The 19,940-nt window shown below is 66.7% G+C and carries 15 protein-coding genes, 1 pseudogene and 2 riboswitches; of the genes and pseudogenes, 9 read left to right on the top strand and 7 right to left on the bottom strand.

The window, feature by feature from the left end; genetic code table 11:
* The first annotated feature begins 59 nt into the window (after positions 1–59).
* The 3 genes from AC2JAJ_RS05520 (at position 60) to AC2JAJ_RS05510 (ending at position 4,113) form a co-directional block, all read left to right on the top strand.
* A complete protein-coding gene (locus AC2JAJ_RS05520) occupies positions 60–677 on the top strand; it encodes an alpha/beta hydrolase (protein WP_486416580.1) in 618 nt (205 codons plus the stop codon).
* Between the two features lie 203 nt (positions 678–880).
* Complete coding sequence (locus AC2JAJ_RS05515) at positions 881–1,618, top strand: HAD family hydrolase (protein ID WP_486416581.1); 738 nt, start codon at positions 881–883, stop codon at positions 1,616–1,618.
* Between the two features lie 149 nt (positions 1,619–1,767).
* Positions 1,768–4,113, top strand: a complete 2,346-nt coding sequence (locus AC2JAJ_RS05510) for a glycoside hydrolase family 65 protein (protein WP_486416582.1) — start codon at positions 1,768–1,770, stop codon at positions 4,111–4,113.
* 47 nt (positions 4,114–4,160) lie between these two features.
* Here the strand turns inward: AC2JAJ_RS05510 and AC2JAJ_RS05505 are convergent, their stop codons facing one another.
* From AC2JAJ_RS05505 to gcvP, 7 genes are all read right to left on the bottom strand, one after another.
* Positions 4,161–5,477, bottom strand: coding sequence for an MFS transporter (locus tag AC2JAJ_RS05505; protein WP_486416583.1), 1,317 nt, complete (start codon positions 5,475–5,477; stop codon positions 4,161–4,163).
* Positions 5,478–5,568: 91 nt separating this feature from the next.
* Entirely contained in the window at positions 5,569–6,582 is a 1,014-nt protein-coding gene (lipA, locus tag AC2JAJ_RS05500; RefSeq protein ID WP_486416584.1) for a lipoyl synthase, read from the bottom strand.
* Between the two features lie 13 nt (positions 6,583–6,595).
* A complete protein-coding gene (locus AC2JAJ_RS05495; protein ID WP_486416585.1) occupies positions 6,596–7,993 on the bottom strand; it encodes an L-serine ammonia-lyase in 1,398 nt (465 codons plus the stop codon).
* Between the two features lie 319 nt (positions 7,994–8,312).
* A complete protein-coding gene (gene glyA / locus AC2JAJ_RS05490; RefSeq protein ID WP_486416586.1) occupies positions 8,313–9,614 on the bottom strand; it encodes a serine hydroxymethyltransferase in 1,302 nt (433 codons plus the stop codon).
* Positions 9,615–9,640: 26 nt separating this feature from the next.
* On the bottom strand, positions 9,641–10,024 hold the full coding sequence (gene gcvH / locus AC2JAJ_RS05485; RefSeq protein ID WP_221385317.1) for a glycine cleavage system protein GcvH: 384 nt from the start codon (positions 10,022–10,024) through the stop codon (positions 9,641–9,643).
* A 45-nt stretch (positions 10,025–10,069) separates the two neighbouring features.
* The gene (gene gcvT / locus AC2JAJ_RS05480) at positions 10,070–11,182 is read right to left on the bottom strand and encodes a glycine cleavage system aminomethyltransferase GcvT (RefSeq protein WP_486416587.1); all 1,113 of its coding nucleotides are present in this window, start codon (positions 11,180–11,182) and stop codon (positions 10,070–10,072) included.
* A gap of 9 nt (positions 11,183–11,191) precedes the next feature.
* A complete protein-coding gene (gcvP, locus tag AC2JAJ_RS05475) occupies positions 11,192–14,053 on the bottom strand; it encodes an aminomethyl-transferring glycine dehydrogenase (RefSeq protein ID WP_501053408.1) in 2,862 nt (953 codons plus the stop codon).
* A 158-nt stretch (positions 14,054–14,211) separates the two neighbouring features.
* A riboswitch (glycine riboswitch) is annotated at positions 14,212–14,311 on the bottom strand.
* Positions 14,312–14,446: 135 nt separating this feature from the next.
* Here gcvP and AC2JAJ_RS05470 point away from each other — a divergent pair.
* The 6 genes and pseudogenes from AC2JAJ_RS05470 to AC2JAJ_RS05445 all read left to right on the top strand — a co-directional run bounded on the left by AC2JAJ_RS05470 (position 14,447) and on the right by AC2JAJ_RS05445 (position 19,897).
* The gene (locus tag AC2JAJ_RS05470) at positions 14,447–14,578 is read left to right on the top strand and encodes a hypothetical protein (RefSeq protein WP_486416588.1); all 132 of its coding nucleotides are present in this window, start codon (positions 14,447–14,449) and stop codon (positions 14,576–14,578) included.
* 11 nt (positions 14,579–14,589) lie between these two features.
* Positions 14,590–14,687, top strand: a riboswitch (glycine riboswitch).
* 155 nt (positions 14,688–14,842) lie between these two features.
* Entirely contained in the window at positions 14,843–16,354 is a 1,512-nt protein-coding gene (cycA, locus tag AC2JAJ_RS05465) for a D-serine/D-alanine/glycine transporter (RefSeq protein WP_501053407.1), read from the top strand.
* Positions 16,355–16,413: 59 nt separating this feature from the next.
* Positions 16,414–17,277: a formyltetrahydrofolate deformylase gene (gene purU / locus AC2JAJ_RS05460; protein ID WP_486416732.1), complete on the top strand. Its 864-nt coding sequence runs from the start codon at positions 16,414–16,416 to the stop codon at positions 17,275–17,277.
* Positions 17,278–17,372: 95 nt separating this feature from the next.
* Positions 17,373–18,209 (top strand): methylenetetrahydrofolate reductase, encoded by an 837-nt coding sequence (locus AC2JAJ_RS05455; RefSeq protein WP_486416590.1) that lies wholly within the window; start codon positions 17,373–17,375, stop codon positions 18,207–18,209.
* A gap of 137 nt (positions 18,210–18,346) precedes the next feature.
* Positions 18,347–19,164, top strand: a pseudogene (locus AC2JAJ_RS05450) (hypothetical protein).
* The gene (locus AC2JAJ_RS05445) at positions 19,148–19,897 is read left to right on the top strand and encodes a LamB/YcsF family protein (RefSeq protein ID WP_486416591.1); all 750 of its coding nucleotides are present in this window, start codon (positions 19,148–19,150) and stop codon (positions 19,895–19,897) included. The pseudogene AC2JAJ_RS05450 and the gene AC2JAJ_RS05445 overlap by 17 nt, the downstream one beginning before the upstream one ends.
* Positions 19,898–19,940: the final 43 nt, after the last annotated feature.

The raw sequence follows: 19,940 nt of genomic DNA, 5'->3' as shown, positions 1-19,940 counted from the left end.
CCGGTATCGGTGGTTTCAATGACCGTGGCTGGACCGTTATCCCTCGTTAGGCTGATCCGGTGGAAACAGTTGTGTGGTCCAGGCCCGAAGGCCAGCGTGCCGGCACGCCCTTGCTGGTGATGATGCATGGCTACGGCACTGATGAGTCACGGATGGTCCGGCTCTTTGAATACCTGCCGCAGGAGTTCACGTTTGCCGCCCTGAGGGCTCCCATGCCCATCGGCGACCATTGGGGCTGGTTCCTGCTGGATTACTTCCTGGCCAACGACTTTGCGGACGTCATCGCTGCGGCGAACGCCGTGCAGGGGTGGATCAACTCCGTCAAGGACCAGCACAGCAGCGTCACGCTGATGGGATACTCGCAGGGCATGGCCATGGCCAGTACCCTCCTGCGGCTGCACCCGGAGGAGTACCGGGCCGTGGTGGGCCTGTCGGGCTTCGTGCTCAACAACGAGCTGCTCACCATGACGGATTCGTTCGACGTGAAGCCGCCGTTCTTTTGGGGGCGGGATAAAGCGGACCTGGTGATCAACGAGGACGCCGTCGCCTACACCGCCGAATGGCTGGAGAAGAACACGCGGCTGACGGCCCGCACCTACCCCGGAATGGGGCACGCCATGTCCAAAACGGAGATGGTGGATGTCAGCGCATTCCTGCGCCACTACGTGCTCCGCTGACTCCCCGGCCGCCTGCAGTGGCACGGGCGGAAAAAACAGTTGCACGCCAAATTTGTAAGCGCTTACACTTTCCTACGGTCATGATCGGTCCTGCAGCGGGCGGATGAAGGAGGCAATGCCGTGTGCATGTTGTCTACCGGCTCCTCCGCTGGCTGCCCCGGCGGGGCCGGCCATCCGCACATTGAAAGGACAACGCACTGCCGATGACACAGCAATCCTCACCCCATGCCGCCGTCTGGACCGGGGCGGCGGGGATCCTGTTCGACCTGGACGGAGTGCTGACCCCCACGGCCGCCGTGCATGAGCGCGCCTGGCAGGAACTGTTCGGAGGCTACTTGGCCTCCCACCCCCAGGTCCGTGGCTACAGCGAGAGCGACTACTTCGACCACATCGACGGCAAACCCCGCTTTGACGGAGTGCGGGACTTCCTGTCATCCCGCGGGCTTACGCTTCCGGAGGGCCCGCTGGACGACGACCCCGCGAACGAAACCGTCCAGGGCCTGGGCAACCGGAAGAACCGCATCTTCAATGACATCGTGGGCGACGGCGTCGAACCGTTCGAAGGGTCCGTGCGTTTCCTCGAAGCCGCCCTGGCGCGCGGACTCAAGGTCGCCGTCGTATCTTCCTCCCGGAACGCCCCCGCCGTCCTGGCCGCGGCCGGCCTCAGCCGCCACTTCCCCGTGGTGGTGGACGGAGTGGTGGCCGCGGAGCAGGGCCTTCCCGGCAAGCCCAGCCCCGCCACCTACGACTACGCCGCGCAACTGCTGGACTTGTCCAGCGAGGACTGCGTGGTGGTCGAGGACGCCGTATCCGGCGTACAGGCCGGGCAGGCGGGATCGTTCCACTCCGTCATCGGCGTTGACCGCGGCGCCGGCCGGCAGGCCCTCCTTGACGCCGGCGCGACCGTGGTGGTCGGCGATCTCCAGGAGCTGATCCCCTAAACCGCTGCCTTCCCCCCGCAGCAGCCACAACGGGGCGGCCCGCCCAGTACCCACGCTGGGCACCGTCCCGCCCACCCCACCCCCGTCTTCAACACGCACCCCGGCCGGCCCCCACCGGCAGGACAGCAAGGCCAAAGGACCCCAACACCATGGCTATTCTCAACGCGGACCGCGAACGGTTCCCCGACACCCCCTGGCAGCTCCTCGAAACCCGCCACGAAGCGGGCGGCGCGGGAACTTTAGAAACCCTCTTTGCCTTGGGCAACGGGCATCTGGGTATCCGCGGCGCCCACTGGGCCGCGGCCGACTCCGAACTGCCAGGCAGCTTCATCAACGGGCTGCACGAAATCTGGGACATCAAGCACGCTGAAAACGCGTTCGGGTTCGCGCGCACCGGCCAGCGCATCCTCTACATCCCGGACGCCAACAACTTCACGGTGGTGGTGGACGGGGAAAACCTCACGCTGGCCGAATCCGAGGTGCTCGCCTACCGGCGCTCCGTTGACTTCGCCACCGGCATCTACGAGTGCCGGATCACCTGGCAGTGCCGGTCCGGCGCTGTCGTGACCACCACGGAGCGGCGGGCGGTGGGCTTCGCGTCCCGCGGGAGCCTGGGCATCTCGCTGGAAGTGGCCACGGACCGGCAGGTGTCGCTGGATGTCACGTCATCGGTGATCAACCGCCAGGACCAGCCGGTGGAAGACCACTCGGTGCACGATCCGCGGCGGGCAGGCCGCCACGCCGGGCGCGTCCTGCTGCCGCTGCGGCTGGATGGCGGCGACGGTTCCCTGCGCATGGCCTGGGAAGCCGCGGAATCCAAGCAGCGCGTCGGCATCGCCGTGGAGCACTGGACCTCCGCAGGGCACCAGCCGTTCGAGACACTCGTGGACCAGGACGACAGCAGCGTGCGCTACGTCCTGGCCGTGGACGCCGATGCGCCGTTCCGGCTGGAAAAGAGCGTCAGCTACGCAGCCGGCCGCGCAGTCCAGGACCTCGACGCCGACGCGGCCGAAATGGCCGAAGCAGGCCTCCGTCCGGTGCAGGATATCTTCGCCGAGAGCGAGGCGCACTACCGCGGCTACTGGGCCACCTCGGACATTGTGGTGGACGGCGGCGGCCCCGGGCTGCAGCAGGCCATCCGCTGGAACCTCTTCCAGCTGGCGCAGGCTACCGCCCGTGCGGACGTTGCCGGCATCCCGGCCAAGGGCGTCACCGGATCGGGCTATGAGGGGCACTACTTCTGGGACCAGGAGGTGTACCTGCTGCCCTACCTCACCTACACGAACCCCGACGGCGCCCGGCAGGTCCTGGAGTTCCGGCACGGCATGCTTCCCGAGGCCAAGATCCGGGCCAAGGAGCTGAGCGTGGACGGCGCCCTTTTCCCGTGGCGCACCATCAACGGCCTCGAAGCCAGCGCCTACTACGCGGCGGGCACCGCGCAGTTCCACATCGCCGCCGCCATCGCCTTCGCCACCAACAGGTACCTGTGGGCAACGGGGGATGGGGCCTTCCGCGACGGGATGGGCGCCGAACTGCTGATCGAGACGGCCCGGATGTGGATCTCCCTGGGCTTCTTCGGCAAGGACGGGCTGTTCCACATCCATGGGGTCACCGGCCCGGACGAGTACACCGCCGTAGTAAACGACAACCTGTACACGAACGTCATGGCACGCTTCAATTTGCGCGCCGCTGCCGCGCTGGACCACGCCGAAGTAACGCAGGAGGAGCGCCAGCTGTGGGAGGCGGCCGCAAACCGCATGCAGCTGCCGTTCGATGACCGGATGCAGGTGCACTCGCAGGACAACGACTTCATGACCCTGGAGGCGTGGGACTGGACCACACCCCGGTCGAAGTATCCCCTGCTGCTGCACTTCCACCCCTTGGTGATCTACCGCCACCAGGTCCTCAAGCAGGCGGACACCGTCCTGGCCATGTTCCTGCAGTGGCAGGACTTCACGGCGGAGGAAAAGCACCGCGCCTTCGACTTCTACGACCCCATCACCACCGGCGACTCGACCCTGTCCGCCTGCGTCCAGGGGATCATGGCGGCCGAGGTGGGCTATTCCGGGGAAGCGCTGGACCACTTCACCAACGCTGCATTCATCGACCTTGACGATACCCACGGCAACACGATCGACGGTGTGCACATCGCCTCCACCGGCGGCGTCTGGAGCTCGCTGGTCTGCGGGTTCGCCGGCATGCGGGACCAGGGCCCGGTCCCGTTCTTCGATCCGCGCCTGCCCGCCGAGTGGGAGGGGCTGACGTTCCACCTGAAGATCCGTGGCCGGCTCCTGCGGGTCCAGCTCGGACCGGGTGACATCACGCTTGCGGTGCAGGAGGGCGAGCCGCTGGAGGTTGACGTCCGCGGCCGGCGCCTCCTGGTGGGCGGTGAGCCTGCGCGGATGCCGCTGGAACGGGTCACCGAACCGGTGCGTACCGTGTTCCCGAGCGGGCTGCCGACGGCGAGCATCCCCGTGGTGCGCGGCAACAGCTGAACAGGACGGTCGACGGCGGCGCGGCAGCTTTTCCCTGCCGTGCCGCCTTAGTCTCCTGCCGCCGTCGTGCGTTCCGCCTCCGGTGCAGCGTCCAGCGGATGCGCCACTTCGTCCAGGGGCATCCGCGCAGCGGCCAGGGCCACCACGGCCATGACGGGGCACACTCCGCCGGCCACCAGGAAGATCAGCCAGACGGGCAGGACCGCCGCGGCCGGCCCGGCCAGGGCCATGGACACCGGCATCAGGGCCAGCGACACGAAAAAGTCCAGGCTGGAAATCCGGCCCAGCAGGTGCGGCGGAACCCTCCGCTGCAGCAGCGTCCCCCAGATGACCATGCCCACGCTGCCGGTGGCGCCGAAAACGAACAGCGCCGCGCCGATGGCCCAGAAGTTGTCCATGGCGCCGATCGCGGCCAGCGGCAGGCTGCCCGCGCCCCAGGACACCATCATCACCGTGAGGTAGCGCCGCGGCAGCCGGAAGGACGCCGTGAGCAGCGAGCCCAGGGCCGCGCCGACGCCCATGACGGCGAGCAGGAACCCGAACATGCTCGAATCACCGCCGAGCTGGTCGCGCACCACGAACGGCAGCAGGACCTCGATGGGGCCAATCAGGAACAGCACGGAGATGCACGCCCAGAGCAGCGTCCACAGCAGCCACGGGGTGCCCAGCGTGTAGGCCACGCCTTCGCGCAGGTCCCGGAAGAAGGACGGACGACGGCGGTCCCCGCCGTCCGCTGCTTCTTCGCCGTCTGCGGTGGGGGCGGGATTCCCAGGCTTCCCGCTGCGCAGGAAGTTCAGGATGGCGAAGGCCGCGAGGTGGCATGCGGCCACGGCCGTCACCGCATGGGAGGGTGACAGGGCGGCCACCAGGACGCCCGCCACCGCAGGGCCTGCCGCCTGCTGCAGGACCGGGCGCATGGATCCCTCCATGCCGTTGGCCGCCATCAGGTCCTCCGCGGGAAGAATGCGCGGCAGGATGGCCGAGTAGGCGGGGAAGAAGAAGGCGGCCCCGACACCCAGCACGAACGCGGCCACCGCCACATGCCACAGCTGGAGCCAGCCCGCCATGGCCAGCCCGCTGACGGCGGCGATCACCGCGAGGTTGGCGCCCTCCACGGCGATGATGAGCCGCCGCTGCGGAACCCTGTCCGCCGCGATGCCGCCGGCCAGGACGAACGCCACCAGGCCGGCACTGCCGGCGGCGGCCACCAGGGACAGGTCCAGCGGGCCGCCGCCGAGCCGCATCACCTGGTACACCATGGCAACGGCCCACATACCGGACCCGAAGATGGAGATGGCCAGTGCCGCGATCAGCACCCGGTACTCGCGATGGGCAAAGGGCCGCAAGGCTTTGGGTGTGGGCATAGGGCCAGTTTAGGGGGCAGTTTATGCGGTCGTGCTGCGGCCGGTCCTGCCTGGTGTCCCCACGGCACCAGGCAGCACCCTCTTCGCAGGATTATCCCGCGAGGAGGGTGCTGGCTTCCTGGCGGGTGGTGCCGGAGTCCTGGATGCCTTCGGCGATGTGGGCGAGTTCGGCGGGGATGTCGCGGCCTTTTTTGCGCATGGCGGTGGCCCAGAGGCGGCCGGCGCGGTAGGAGGAGCGGACCAGGGGTCCGGACATGACGCCGAGGAAGCCGATGTCTTCGGCTTCGTGCTGCAGGTCCAGGAATTCCTGGGGTTTGACCCAGCGGTCCACGGGCAGGTGCCGTTCGGACGGGCGCAGGTACTGGGTGATGGTGATCAGGTCGCAGCCGGCGTCGTGGAGGTCGCGGAGGGCTTCGGAGATTTCTTCGCGGGTTTCGCCCATGCCCAGGATGAGGTTGGATTTGGTGACCATCCCGTGGTTGCGGCCCTGGGTGATGACGTCCAGGGAGCGGTCGTAGCGGAACGCGGGGCGGATGCGCTTGAAGATGCGGGGGACGGTTTCGACGTTGTGGGCGAAGACTTCGGGCCTGGAGTCGCAGATCGCCTTGATGTGGTCGGGGTTGCCGGAGAAGTCGGGGATGAGCAGTTCGACGCCGGTGCCGGGGTTCAGTTCGTGGATCTTGCGGACGGTTTCGGCGTAGAGCCAGACGCCTTCGTCGTCGAGGTCGTCGCGGGCGACGCCGGTGACGGTGGCGTAGCGCAGCTGCATGGATTGGACGGAGCGGGCCACCTTGGTGGGTTCGAACCGGTCCAGGGGTGAGGGTTTGCCGGTGTCGATCTGGCAGAAGTCGCAGCGGCGGGTGCATTCGGAGCCGCCGATCAGGAAGGTCGCTTCCTTGTCTTCCCAGCATTCGAAGATGTTGGGGCAGCCGGCCTCTTCGCAGACGGTGTGCAGGCCTTCCTTCTTGACCAGGTTCTTCAGCCCGACGAACTCGGGCCCCATCTGGACCTTGGCCTTGATCCACTCCGGCTTGCGTTCGACCGGAACCGCAGCATTACGCTGCTCGATCCGCAGCATCTTCCGGCCTTCAGGTGCCAATGTCATCGGTACTCTTTCCTTAGCATTCCACGACGTTGACGGCGAGGCCGCCCATCGCTGTTTCCTTGTATTTGTCGCTCATGTCCTTGCCGGTTTCGCGCATCGTGATGATGACCTCGTCCAGCGAGACGCGGTGGGTGCCGTCGCCCCAGAGCGCCATCTTGGCGGCGTTGATCGCCTTGGCCGCGGCGATCGCGTTCCGCTCGATGCACGGAACCTGGACCAACCCGCCAATCGGGTCGCAGGTCAGGCCCAGGTTGTGCTCCATCGCGATCTCCGCGGCGTTCTCCACCTGCGCCGGGGTCCCGCCCATCACCTCGGCCAGGCCCGCGGCGGCCATCGACGACGCGGATCCCACCTCGCCCTGGCAACCCACCTCGGCCCCGGAGATCGAGGCCTGCTCCTTGTAGAGCACCCCGACGGCGCCGGCGGCGAGCAGGAACTTCACCACCACACCGTCGCGGTCCTCCTGCGTGGCGGACTCCATCCCGGGCGCGAAATGCAGGGCGTAGAACAGCACGGCGGGAATGATGCCGGCGGCGCCGTTGGTCGGGGCGGTGACCACCCTGCCGCCGGAGGCGTTCTCCTCGTTCACCGCCAGGGCCACCAGGTTCACCCACTCCTGCCAGTACTTGGGGTCCCGGTCCTTGTCCTCCTTGAGCAGGCGGTCATGCCAGTCCGGGGCCCGGCGCCGGACCTTCAGCCCGCCGGGCAGCAGTCCTGTCCGTTTGAGGCTGGTCTGCACGCAGGCCTCCATGACGGACCAGATGTGCAGCAGGCCGGCGCGGATCTCCTCCTCATCCCGCGAGGACTTCTCGTTGAGGAACATGATGTCGCTGATCCCCAGTCCGGTGTCCCGGCAGTGCTCCAGCAGTTCGGCGGCGGTCCGGAACGGCAGCGGCAGCTCCTTCTTCGACTCCTCCAGCTCCTGCAGGGCCGCGTCCTCTTCGCCTTCACGGACGATGAACCCGCCGCCCACCGAAAAGAACGTGGCGGTGTGGAGGACGTTGCCATCGGGGTCGGAGACCGTGAACGTCATTCCGTTGGTGTGCCGCGGCAGTACCGTCAGCGGCCGCAGCACCATGTCCTGCACGCCGTAGGGCAGCGGCACCGCGCCCGCCAGGTTCAGGATCCCGGTCTCCGCGATCGCGGCCAACCGCTCCTCCACCTCCTCCGGCAGGATCAGCTCCGGATGGAACCCCTCCAACCCCAGCAGGATTGCGGTCATCGTCCCATGCCCGTGACCAGTCGCCGCCAACGACCCATAAAGATCCACCCGCAGCGACGCCACCTCCGCCAGCAACCCGGAAGCCTTCAGCTCCTCCGCGAACACGGCAGCAGCCCGCATCGGCCCCACGGTGTGGGAAGAAGAGGGCCCAATCCCGATCGAAAACAGATCAAAGACTCCAACAGCCATGACGGGTATTCCTAACTAGAGAGTTCGTGGCGGGGTTGGGTGCGCCTGGCCGAATTCCTCCGCGTGCTCGGTCGCGAAGACGTCCGCTGAGCGGACGTGACGCTCCCTTAGACGCACGTCTCCGGAATCCGCCCAGTCGTCCAGGCCGCGCACCTAAGCGACGGACCTCGCGAGCGTCAGCGGAGCCGGACTTTTCGAAAGCGTGCTCCCCACCGTCTCCCTAACCTCGCAAGCTCGGCCAGGGAACCCTGACGGCGTGGGCCCATGCACGCGTGAAAATGTCCGGTCCGCCGACGCGGACGCAACCAGGGTGAAGCACTTAGGCGAGGTTGGTGATTGACGGGTAGAGCGGGTGTGCTTTTGCGAGGGCCTCGACGCGGTGACGCAGGCCGGAAAGGTCCGCATCGGCGTCGGCCGTCAATGCTTCGGCGATGATGTCCGCCACCTCGCGGAAGGCGTCCTCGCCGAAGCCCCGCGTGGCCAGGGCCGGGGTGCCGATCCGCAGGCCGGAGGTGACCATCGGCGGGCGCGGGTCGAAGGGGACGGCGTTGCGGTTGACGGTGATGTCGATCGCGGCGAGCCGGTCCTCGGCCTGCTGGCCGTCGAGTTCGCAGTTCCGCAGGTCAACGAGGACCAGGTGCACGTCGGTGCCGCCGGACACCACGCTGATGCCCTTGGCACTGACGGCGGGCTGGACCAGACGGTCAGCCAGGATCCGGGCGCCGGCCAGGACGCGCTCCTGCCGCTCACGGAACTCTGCGGACGCGGCGATCTTGAACGCCACGGCCTTGCCCGCGATCACGTGTTCCAGCGGGCCGCCCTGCTGGCCCGGGAACACCGCGGAGTTGATCTTCTTGGCGATGTCGGCGTCGTTGGTCAGGATGATGCCGCCGCGCGGACCGGCGAGGGTCTTGTGCGTGGTGGAGGTGGTGACGTGCGCGTGCGGCACCGGCGACGGGTGCAGTCCCGCGGCCACCAGCCCGGCGAAGTGGGCCATGTCCACCATCAGGTACGCACCCACGGAGTCGGCGATCCGGCGGAATTCGGCGAAGTCCAGCTGCCGGGCGTAGGCGGACCAGCCGGCCACGATCAGCGCCGGCTTGTGCTCCTGGGCCAGGCGCTCCACTTCGGCCATGTCCACGGTATGGGTGTCCTCGCGGACGCCGTACGGGACCACTGTGTAGAGCTTGCCGGAGAAGTTGATCTTCATGCCGTGGGTGAGGTGGCCGCCGTGGGCGAGGTTCAGTCCCATGATGGTGTCGCCCGGCTTGATCAGCGCATGCATCACCGAGGCGTTGGCCTGCGCGCCGGAGTGCGGCTGGACGTTGGCGTACTCCGCGCCGAACAGTGCCTTCACGCGGTCGATGGCCAGCTGTTCGATGACGTCCACGTGCTCGCAGCCGCCGTAGTAGCGCTTGCCCGGGTAGCCCTCGGCGTACTTGTTGGTCAGCACCGAACCCTGCGCCTGCATCACGGCGACGGCGGTGTGGTTCTCGGAGGCGATCATCTCCAGTCCGTCACGCTGGCGGGTGAGCTCGTCGTCGATCTTCGCGGCGATCTCGGGGTCCAGCGCGGACAGGTCCTCGTTCAGGCTGGGGGACACCACCTGTTCAAATGCCACGGTTCCCGCGGCAGATGAAGCGCCGCTCACAGCTCGCCGCCGTTTGCTTCGGCGTATTCCTGTGCAGACAGCAGCGGGCCTTCTTCGGTGACGGTGACTTTGAAGAGCCAGCCGGCGCCGTAGGGGTCGTTGTTGATCACGGCGGGGTCGCTGACCACGTCGTCGTTGACCTCCGTGACCTCGCCGGTCACGGGGGAGTACAGGTCGGACACGGACTTGGTGGACTCAATCTCGCCACAGGTCTCGCCTGCGGTCACCGTGGAACCAACCTCGGGCAGGTCCACGTACACAATGTCGCCCAGCGCCTCGGCGGCAACAGCGGACACGCCCACCACGGACGGGCCGGAGCCGTCAGCGGCGATCCATTCGTGTTCGGCGGAGTACTTCAGTTCAGCGGCAACTTTAGCCATGGTGTGTTTCCTTAAGTTAGGGGTTCGGTGTGCGGGCGCGCCGGGCTATTTTTGGCGCTTGTAAAAGGGCAGTGCGACGACTTCGAAGGGCTCGGCCTTGCCGCGCAGGTCCACGTCCAGGGCGGTGCCCAGCCCGGCGTGCTCGACGTCGACGTAGGCCAGTGCCACCGGGTATCCCAGGGTGGGGCTGGGCTGGCCCGAGGTCACCTCGCCCACCACGTTTCCGTCTTTGAGGACGGGGTAGCCACCACGGCCGGCGCGGCGGCCATGACCTTTCAGGCCCACCAGTTTGCGCTTGGGGCCGGCCTCCTTGGCCTCCTCAAGTGCCGCCCGGCCCACGAAGTCGCCTTCCTTGGATGCGAGCGCCACCACAGGGCCCAGGCCGGCATCGAAGGGTGAACGCTCCAGCGAGAGCTCGTTCCCGTACAGCGGCATGCCCGCTTCAAGGCGGAGCGAATCGCGGGATGCGAGGCCGCAGGGGACAATGCCGAACTCTTCCCCGGCCTGGGCAACGGACTCCCACAGGGAAGCGGCGCCTTCATTCGGGAGGAAGAGCTCAAAGCCGTCTTCACCGGTGTAGCCGGTGCGGGCCAGGATGACATCGTGGCCGGCCACGGTGACTTCGTTGAACGCGTAGTACTTCAGGCCGGTGACCAGGGCGTGCTGGGACTCATCCGTGAGCTTGAGCAGGATGGCTTCGGCCTTGGGTCCCTGGACTGCGACGAGCGAAGTTGCGGCCGAAGCGTCCTCCACTGTCACATTGAAGTTCGCAGCGCGTTCTGCCAGGGCGGCGGCCACGGTGGGTGCGTTCCCCGCGTTGGGAACCACCAGGTACTTCTCATCGCCGAAACGGTACGTGATGAGGTCGTCGATGATGCCGCCGTCGGCGTTGCAGATCAGCGAGTACTTGGCCTTGCCGTCCGCGATAGCGGACAACTTGCCCACCAGGGCGTAGTCCAGGAAGGCGCCGGCCTGGGGGCCGGTCACCCAGACTTCGCCCATGTGGGAGAGGTCGAACAGGCCGGCGGCGTTCCGGACGGCGTGGTGTTCGGCCAGTTCGGAGCTGTACTTCAGCGGCATCTGCCAGCCACCGAAGTCGGTGAAGGAGGCGCCAAGCTTCTTGTGCTCTTCGTAGAGAGCCGTGTAGTTCTCGGTCATGGGGATCCTTTAGTTTTCGAACTCGGACAGCGGCGGGCAGGAGCAGACCAGGTTCCGGTCTCCACCGGCGCCGTCGATGCGGCCTACCGGCGGGAAGTATTTGTCCTGCTTGAGGTGGTGGACGGGGAAGACGGCCTGCTCACGGCTGTACCGGCGGGTCCATTCGGAGTCCACGACGGCGGACGCGGAGTGGGGTGCGTTGCGCAGCGGGGAGTCCTGGACAGTGAAGTCGCCGTTGGCCACCTGGTCGATTTCCTTGCGGATGGTGATCATGGCCTCGATGAAGCGGTCGATCTCGGCCAGGTCCTCGGATTCGGTGGGCTCCACCATCAGGGTGCCGGCCACCGGAAACGCCAGGGTGGGGGCATGGAAGCCGAAGTCGATGAGGCGCTTGGCCACGTCCTCCGCGGTGACGCCGGTCTTGGCGGTCAGGTCGCGCAGGTCCAGGATGCACTCGTGCGCCACGAGCCCTCCCTCACCGGTGTAGAGGACCGGGAAGTACTCGTTCAACCTGGTCGCGACGTAGTTCGCTGCGAGCAGCGCTGCCTTGGTGGCCTCGGTCAGCCCTTCGCCGCCCATGAGCTTCACGTACGCCCAGGAGATCGGCAGGACACCGGCGGAACCGAAGTTCGAGGCGCTGATGGCCACGCCGTGGCCTTCCACTGTTCCCTCGGAGGAAGCGTTGTTGGCGTCGCCGGGCATGAACGGTGCCAGATGCGCTTTGGCTGCGACCGGTCCGACGCCGGGTCCGCCGCCGCCGTGCGGGATGCAGAAGGTCTTGTGCAGGTTCAGGTGGGACACGTCGCCGCCGAACTTGCCCGGCTGGGCCAGGCCCACCAGCGCGTTCAGGTTGGCACCGTCAACGTAGACCTGGCCGCCGGCGGCGTGGACAGCCTCGCAGATCTCAGTCACGTCCGCGTCATAGACGCCGTGGGTGGACGGGTAGGTGATCATGATCGCCGAGAGTACGTCCTTGTTCGCCTCGATCTTCGCGTACAGGTCCTCGTGGTCGATCGTGCCGTCCGCTGCGGTGGCGACGACGACGACCTTCATGCCCGCGAGAACCGCGGAGGCCGCGTTGGTGCCATGGGCCGACGCGGGGATCAGGCAGACGTTGCGCTGGGCATCACCGTTGGCGCGGTGGTAGCCGCGAATGGCCAGCAGGCCGGCCAGCTCGCCCTGGGATCCGGCGTTCGGCTGCAGCGACACCTGGTCGTAGCCGGTGATTTCCGCCAGGTCGGCTTCCAGGCCGCTGATCAGTTCCCGCCAGCCCTTGGTCTGTGACTCCGGGGCGAAGGGGTGGATTGAGGCGAACTCCGGCCAGGAGATGGCCTCCATCTCGGCGGTGGCGTTCAGCTTCATGGTGCACGAGCCCAGCGGGATCATGGTGCGGTCCAGCGCCAGGTCCCGGTCCGAGAGCCTGCGGATGTAGCGCAGGAGCTGGGTTTCGGACCGGTGGGTGTTGAAGACCGGGTGCTGCATGAACTCAGAAGTGCGGAGCACCTCGGACGGCAGGTCGAAGCCCTCAGCGTCCACCACGGGGCCGGCGCCGAAGGCGACGGCGACCGCGGAGAGGATTTCCGGCGTCGTGGTTTCATCGACGGAGACCCCGATGGTGTCGGCGTCGATGTGGCGCAGGTTGATGCCGCGTGCTTCTGCAGCGGTGACGACCTTGGCGGCCTTGCCGGGGACGGAGACCGTGACCGTGTCGAAGAACGCCTCGGTGGCCAGTTCCCGGCCCGCGATCTTGAGCGTGGTGGCGAGGGCGCGGGCGTTGTTGTGGACACGCTCGGCGATGGCCTTCAGCCCGTCGGGTCCGTGGTAGACGGCGTAGAAGGAGGAGACGATGGCCAGCAGCGCCTGCGCGGTGCAGATGTTGGATGTGGCCTTTTCGCGGCGGATGTGCTGCTCGCGGGTCTGCAGCGCCAGCCGGTACGCGGGAAAACCGGCGTCATCCTTGGAGACGCCCACCAGGCGGCCGGGCATGGAACGCTCCAGGCCCTTGGCCACTGCCATGTAGGCGGCGTGCGGGCCGCCGAAGAACAGCGGGACACCGAACCGCTGGGTGGAGCCGACGGCGATGTCGGCGCCCTGCTCGCCGGGAGGGGTGATCAGGGTCAGCGCCAGGAGGTCGGCGGCCACCGTCACCAGCGCGCCGCGCTCCTTTGCTTCGGCAATGACGCCTGCGTGGTTGAAGACGCGGCCGGAGACGCCGGGCTGCTGGAGCACGATGCCGTTGATGTCGCCTTCGGGCAGGCCCTTGGACAGGTCGGCAACCTCAACCTCGAAGCCGAGCGCCTCAGCGCGGCCCTTGACGACGGCGATGGTCTGCGGCAGGACGTCGGCGTCCAGGACGGTCTTGCCGTCACGGGCAGCCTTGTTCTTATTGGCCCTGCGCATCATGAGGACTGCTTCGGCCACGGCGGTGGCTTCATCCAGCAGCGAGGCGTTGGCGATGGGCAGTCCCACCAGGTCCTGGACCATGGTCTGGAAGTTCAGCAGCGCCTCGAGCCGGCCCTGGGAGATTTCGGGCTGGTAGGGCGTGTAGGCGGTGTACCAGGCCGGCGCCTCAAGGACATTCCGGCGGATGACGGCAGGGGTGATGGTGTCGTAGTAGCCCTGGCCGATCATCTGCACGGCGGTCTTGTTCTTGGCGGCGAGGCGGCGCAGTTCAGCCAGGACCTCCACTTCGCTGAGGGCATCGGCGAGCTTCAGCGCGGTTTCCTGCCGGATGGAGGCCGGGACGGCCATGTCGACGAGGCCATCCACGCTGTCGTAGCCGACGGCTTTCAGCATGGTGTCGACGTCGGCCTGCCGGCGCGCGCCGATATGGCGGTCAACGAATGATGTTGATGCGGATTGAATCGTCATGAGGAACTCCAGGTCTGGCCGGCCAAGTGGCACGGCGTGCGGTGGGTTCCTCCCCGCTCTGTATTGGACCTGAGAGATTCCGCGCTGCCTGCTCTTGGCAGGACTTCGCTTGCACCGTCGGTGAGTGCTGCCGGAGCAGCGCTGCTTTCCAGAGTCGCCTCGCCGTGACGGTACATGGGCCTGAGAGATTCCTGGGGAGGATTTGCTCCTACGGCGCCTGTCCGGTGGATGCCGGGAGGGCTCTCCCGTCACAGCTCGAAAGGCTTATTCAAATGTGGGTGATTCGGCTCACACGGTACAGGTTTGTTGAAGCAAAAACAAATTGCTGCGTCACGCTAATGGGGCCTTGGCGCTCTGTTGCCCCGAAAAGACATCCCGGGTTGACATCCGATCGTGACGGGCACCACACTGATCCCCGGGATTGGCGCCGAGGCCTGGCTGGCTCAGCGTAACCGGAGCAGCCCCGTTCCGGCGCCGGTCCCATCGCCCAACCTCCGCAGCGCGGAGGCGGTGGCGTCCAACTGAAAATGAGCCTTCGACCTGCGGCGGGAGAGCCCTGCCGGTACGTTCAGCAGGCGCCGTAGGAGCAAACCCTCCCCAGGAAACTCTCAGGCCCACGTACCGCCGCGGTGAGGCAACTCTGGAAAGTAGCCGGGCCCTGTCCCGGCTCACCGACGGTGCAAGCAGGCCCTGGCTGGGTCTGCGGAATCTCTCAGGTCCCAGACAGAGCGGGGAGGAAATCCAATCTTTGCGACACCCCGGGTGCCGCTCGAACGATGGAGTTCCTCAATGACGACCCACTCCCCGACGTCCACCGGCGGCGGAGCCGCGCACCTGGAGCGGCAGCTCAGCAACCGGCACATCCAACTGATCGCCATCGGCGGCGCCATCGGCACCGGCCTGTTCATGGGCTCCGGCAAGACCATCTCCGCGGCCGGCCCCTCAGTGATCTTCGTGTACATGATCATCGGCTTCATGCTGTTCTTCGTCATGCGTGCCATGGGTGAACTGCTGCTCAGCAACCTCAACTACAAGTCGTTCAGTGACTTCGCCGCTGATCTGCTGGGTCCGTGGGCCGGCTTCTTTACCGGCTGGACCTACTGGTTCTGCTGGGTCATCACCGGCATCGCCGATGTCATCGCCATCGCGGGCTACTCCCGTGAACTGTGGCCCGGGGTTCCCCTGTGGATTCCCGGCCTGGCCACCGTGGCCATCCTCCTGCTCCTGAACCTCGTCACCGTAAAGGCGTTCGGCGAGACCGAGTTCTGGTTCGCCCTGATCAAGATCGTCGCCATTGCCGCGCTGATCATCGTTGGCCTGTTCATGATTCTCACCGGTTTCCAGTCCGACGCCGGCCCTGCCACCTTCACCAACCTGTGGAGCCATGGCGGATTCTTCCCCAACGAATTCATGGGCTTCGTGGCCGGCTTCCAGATCGCCGTCTTCGCCTTCGTGGGCATCGAACTGGTGGGTACCACCGCTGCCGAGGCCAAGAACCCGGAGCGGAACCTGCCCAAGGCCATCAACTCCATCCCCATCCGGGTGCTCCTCTTCTACGTAGGTGCCCTCATCATCCTGATGGCTGTCACCCCCTGGACCGAGTTCAAGGCCGGCCACAGCCCCTTTATCGCCATGTTCTCCCTGGCGGGGCTCGGCGCCGCAGCCACAGTGGTCAACCTCGTGGTGCTGAGCTCCGCGATGTCCTCCGCCAACTCCGGCATTTACTCCACCTCCCGCATGGTCTTCGGGCTTGCCCAGGAAGGCGACGCACCGGACGTCTTTGGCAAACTGTCCCGGCGGAAGGTACCCCAGAACGCACTATTCCTTTCCTGCGTGCTGCTGCTGTCCGGCGTCGTCCTCATGTACGCGGGCCAGGACGTGGGCAAGGCGTTCGACATGGTGACCACCGTCTCCGCCGTCTGCTTTGTCTTCGTCTGGTCCATCATCCTGGCCAGCTATGTTGCCTTCCGCCGCCGGCGGCCGCACCTGCATGAGGCATCGAAGTTCAAGATGCCCGGCGGCGTTGCCATGGTCTGGGTGGTCTTCGCCTTCTTCGCCTTCGTGATCTGGGCCCTCACGACCCAGCCGGACACCTTGATGGCGCTGCTGGTTACCCCGGTGTGGTTCATCATGCTGGGCGCTGCATGGTTCGTCCTCCGGCGCCGGCCCGCGCACCAGGCCCGTTTTGCCACCTTCCAAGCTGAACTCCAGGCAGACCAGGACTTCGCTGGGGCAGCATCAGGCAAGGCTGTCCGGCCGGGTGCCGCCGCTGAAGCCGCGGACGAACGGGTCAAGCGGTGATCGGCACCGAGGACCGCACCGCCGGGACCAGCGTGTCTGCAGCCGGGCGGCTCCAGCCCATGCCGCCGGAAACGGGCAAGGAATTCGTGTTGACGTTCCACTGCCCGGATGCCCTGGGCATTGTCCAGGCGGTGGCGGCATTCCTGCTGGATCAGGAATGCTACATCGTGGACATCAAGCAGTTCGGCGACAGGGCAAGCGGCCGGTTCTTCATGCGCGTCCACGTCACCTCCGAAGTTGACATTGACCTTGCCCGCCTCCGTGCCGGTTTCGGGCAGGTGGCCCAGGAATGGCAGATGGACTGGCGCCTGGAACGCCACGGACGCAGGCAGCCCATCCTGGTGATGGTCTCCAAGTACGAGCATTGCCTGAACGACCTCCTGTTCCGCGCCCGCAGCGGGGAATTGCCCGTGGAGATCGCTGCCGTGGTGTCCAACCACCCGGACCTGGAACCGCTTGCAGCGTGGCACGGTGTTCCTTTCCACCACATCCCCGTGACGCCGGACACCAAGACGGATGCGGAGGAGCGCCTGCTGGGCCTGGTGGACCATTACTCCGTGGAGCTGGTGGTGCTTGCCCGCTACATGCAGGTGCTCAGCGACGGCCTGACCCGCAAGCTGGACGGCCGGGCCATCAACATCCACCACTCGTTCCTGCCCAGTTTCAAGGGTGCCAAGCCCTACCACCAGGCCTACGAGCGCGGCGTCAAAACGGTGGGCGCCACAGCCCACTACGTGAACTCGGAGCTCGATGAGGGGCCCATCATTTCGCAGCAGGTCATCGAGGTGGACCACACGTACTCCGCCTCGGACCTGGTCACCGTTGGCCGCGATGCCGAGTGCAAGGCCCTCACGAATGCCGTCCGCTGGCACGCTGAAGGACGGATAGTCCTCTCCGGCAACCGGACGATCATCCTCCGCTAATTGGGGGTTTATCTACGTGGCCGGTGCCTGCTTTCCATCCGGAGGGGCAGGCGCCGGCCCGTGCCACCCGTGGCCGGCCGAACCTGGAGTTCCTCATGACGATTCAATCCCTTATGGCATTAACCACTGCTTCACGTCCCGCAGAAGAGCGGGCCCCTGGTTCGAAAGAGAAGGACATTCTCCCTGTTCGGCTGGAGATAACTCCTGCGGAGGGCATTGTCGCCCTGGTCCAGGGCAGCACACCTGCAGGGTCTGTCCTGACGGTGACGTGCCTGCCCCATCAAGGTGTGGGTGCCACGGTCAGGACGGCTATCGAGCTTGCCTACCTTGGCTTCGAGGTTGTACCCCACCTGGCCGCACGAAGCATCGAGAGCCGGCAGCAACTGCGAGGTCTTGTCCACAATTTCCACGACGCCGGCATCAACGAGGTGTTCGTCGTCGGTGGTGATGCGGGTGAAACTGCCGGGCCGTACGCCAGCAGCCTTCCGCTGCTTGAGGACCTCGCCGACTTGTCCGGCGGCCGGATCGGTGCAGGTGTTGCAGGCTACCCGGAAGGACACCCGTGCCACAGCGAACTGCACATGCTTGATGCTTTGCTGGAAAAGCAGCGCTTGGCATCGGCAGTGGTGACGCAGATGTGCTTTTCGGCGGCACGCGTCCGGTGGTATGCCGAAACGCTGCGCCGCGAAGGAGTCCGGTTGCCGGTCTGGGCGGGAGTCGCGGGAGCGGTTCCGGTGGCCCAATTGATTTCCGTTGCGACCAGGATCGGGGTGGGTCCATCGCTCAAATTGCTGAGCCGACGGGGTCCCCTTGGGCGACGGCTGCTTACTGGCGGCCAGTATTCACCCCAGGCGATGCTCGCGGAACTGCGGGACAGCGGGGCCGTGGACGGGGTGCACCTTTGCACCTTTAACAACGTGACGGGTGTGTGAAACGGAAACCGGGGCCGTACCGGCGGGCGCTTGACTGGGAAGTCGGAGCCGAAAGTTAAGCATGCTTAGTGTCTATCCACATAGGATGGAAAGGCACGGCAGCCACCCGCTGCAGGTCGATTTGAATGAAGGTGACCATGGCCAGGCGCAGCAATCCCGCAGTACGAATCGCACAGGAAACCGCCCACAGCGCAATGTTCGATGCCGACGGCAAGCCGAAGCCCGGGGTGCACAACGTGCTCCTGAAAGCGGTGCAGATCCAGCGGCCCCTCGTGGTTGCCTACATCCGGCGGCTGCAAAAGAAGCACCCCCGTGCCACCGCTGCGCAACTGGCTGACATCGCCGAGCGCGACTACCTGCGCGCGGTCGCCGGCGGCGGCGCCCTGGTGGGTGCGACCGCCGTCGTCCCCGGCGTGGGAACCGTGGCATCGCTGGGACTTTCCGCGGCCGCAACCGTTGGCTTCCTGGAGGCAACGGCCCTCTACGCCACTTCGCTTGCCGAACTGCACGGCATCCGCCTCACCAATCCCGAGAAGGCCGGCACCATGGTCATGGCGATCATGCTGGGCGAGGAGGGCACCGCGCTGCTGGGGACCCTCAGCGGCCAGGCAGCGGGTGGGGCCAAGCCCACGGACATCTGGGGGAACATCCTGTCCAGGTCCTCGCTTCCCGGGTTCGGCAATGTCCGGAAAAGGATCCAGCACGCCTTCCTGAAGAACCTGCTCAAGCGGCAGGGGACGGCGCTGTTCGGCAGGGCCCTTCCGTTCGGCATCGGCGCGGTGGTGGGCGGAGCGGGTAACCTCGTGATGGGCCGTGCGGTGGCAGCGAACGCCCGGGAGGCGTTCGGGCCAATGCCGGACACCATTCCCGGCGAGCTGACGGCGGCCGCGGCGCCGGATAACCAGGCGCTGACCCCCTGACGCTGGAAGGCACAACACGTGGATCTCAACGCTGACCTTGGCCAAGCATTCGGCTCCTGGACCATGGGCGGCGACGCCGCGATGTTCCAGCTGGTGACCAGTGCCAACGTTGCGTGCGGCTTCCACGCGGGCGACCCCGTCACCATGCTGGACAGCTGCCGGGCAGCGTACGAACTGGATGTCACCGTCGGCGCGCACCTGGGTTACCGCGACCTGGCCGGCTTTGGCCTGCGCGCCCTGGATGTGAGTTTCGACGAGCTGTTCGGGGACGTGCTGTACCAGCTGGGCGCTCTCGACGGAGTGGCCCACGCGGTGGGTGCCTCCGTGGACTACGTCAAGGCGCATGGTGCCTTGTACGACAGGCTGGTGGACGATGCCGAGCAGGCCGCCGCCGTGGTGGCTGCAGTCAGTGCCTACGATCCCGGCCTCCCTATTCTGGGCTTCCCTGGCTCGGAGCTGTTGAAGCAGGCCGGGGAGGCGGGACTCCCGGTATTTGTCGAAGCGTTCCCGGACCGCGCCTACCTTGCCGACGGCAGCCTGGTTCCGCGCTCCCAGGAGGGCGCAGTGCTGTTCGACGCCGACGCGGTAGTCGAGCGGGCCGTGCGCATGGCCCTCAAGGGGGAAGTGCCAGCCGTGGACGGGACAGTGGTGCAGGTCCGCCCGGACTCCCTGCGCCTTTCCGGTGGGACTCCCGCCGCGGTGGAGATGGCCGCACGCGTGCGGACGGGGCTGGAGGCTGCCGGCGTGGAACTGGAATCCTTCGCCTAGCGCCTGCTGCAGTTCTGCAACACAACGACACGACCATTGGCCG

Source organism: Arthrobacter sp. MOO21, from assembly GCF_057369995.2.
Note: the sequence above shows the minus strand (reverse complement) of the source record. Positions and strands in the feature narration are given on the sequence as shown.

What these genes read in the sequence shown, in the direction of transcription:
- AC2JAJ_RS05515 (WP_486416581.1), top strand. Translation starts at nt 881, where the DNA reads ATGACACAGCAATCCTCACCCCATGCCGCCGTCTGGACCGGGGCGGCG.
- AC2JAJ_RS05510 (WP_486416582.1), top strand. Translation starts at nt 1,768, where the DNA reads ATGGCTATTCTCAACGCGGACCGCGAACGGTTCCCCGACACCCCCTGG.
- AC2JAJ_RS05505 (WP_486416583.1), bottom strand. Translation starts at nt 5,477, where the DNA reads ATGCCCACACCCAAAGCCTTGCGGCCCTTTGCCCATCGCGAGTACCGG.
- lipA (WP_486416584.1), bottom strand. Translation starts at nt 6,582, where the DNA reads ATGACATTGGCACCTGAAGGCCGGAAGATGCTGCGGATCGAGCAGCGT.
- AC2JAJ_RS05495 (WP_486416585.1), bottom strand. Translation starts at nt 7,993, where the DNA reads ATGGCTGTTGGAGTCTTTGATCTGTTTTCGATCGGGATTGGGCCCTCT.
- gcvH (WP_221385317.1), bottom strand. Translation starts at nt 10,024, where the DNA reads ATGGCTAAAGTTGCCGCTGAACTGAAGTACTCCGCCGAACACGAATGG.
- gcvT (WP_486416587.1), bottom strand. Translation starts at nt 11,182, where the DNA reads ATGACCGAGAACTACACGGCTCTCTACGAAGAGCACAAGAAGCTTGGC.
- gcvP (WP_501053408.1), bottom strand. Translation starts at nt 14,053, where the DNA reads ATGACGATTCAATCCGCATCAACATCATTCGTTGACCGCCATATCGGC.
- cycA (WP_501053407.1), top strand. Translation starts at nt 14,843, where the DNA reads ATGACGACCCACTCCCCGACGTCCACCGGCGGCGGAGCCGCGCACCTG.
- purU (WP_486416732.1), top strand. Translation starts at nt 16,414, where the DNA reads ATGCCGCCGGAAACGGGCAAGGAATTCGTGTTGACGTTCCACTGCCCG.
- AC2JAJ_RS05455 (WP_486416590.1), top strand. Translation starts at nt 17,373, where the DNA reads ATGACGATTCAATCCCTTATGGCATTAACCACTGCTTCACGTCCCGCA.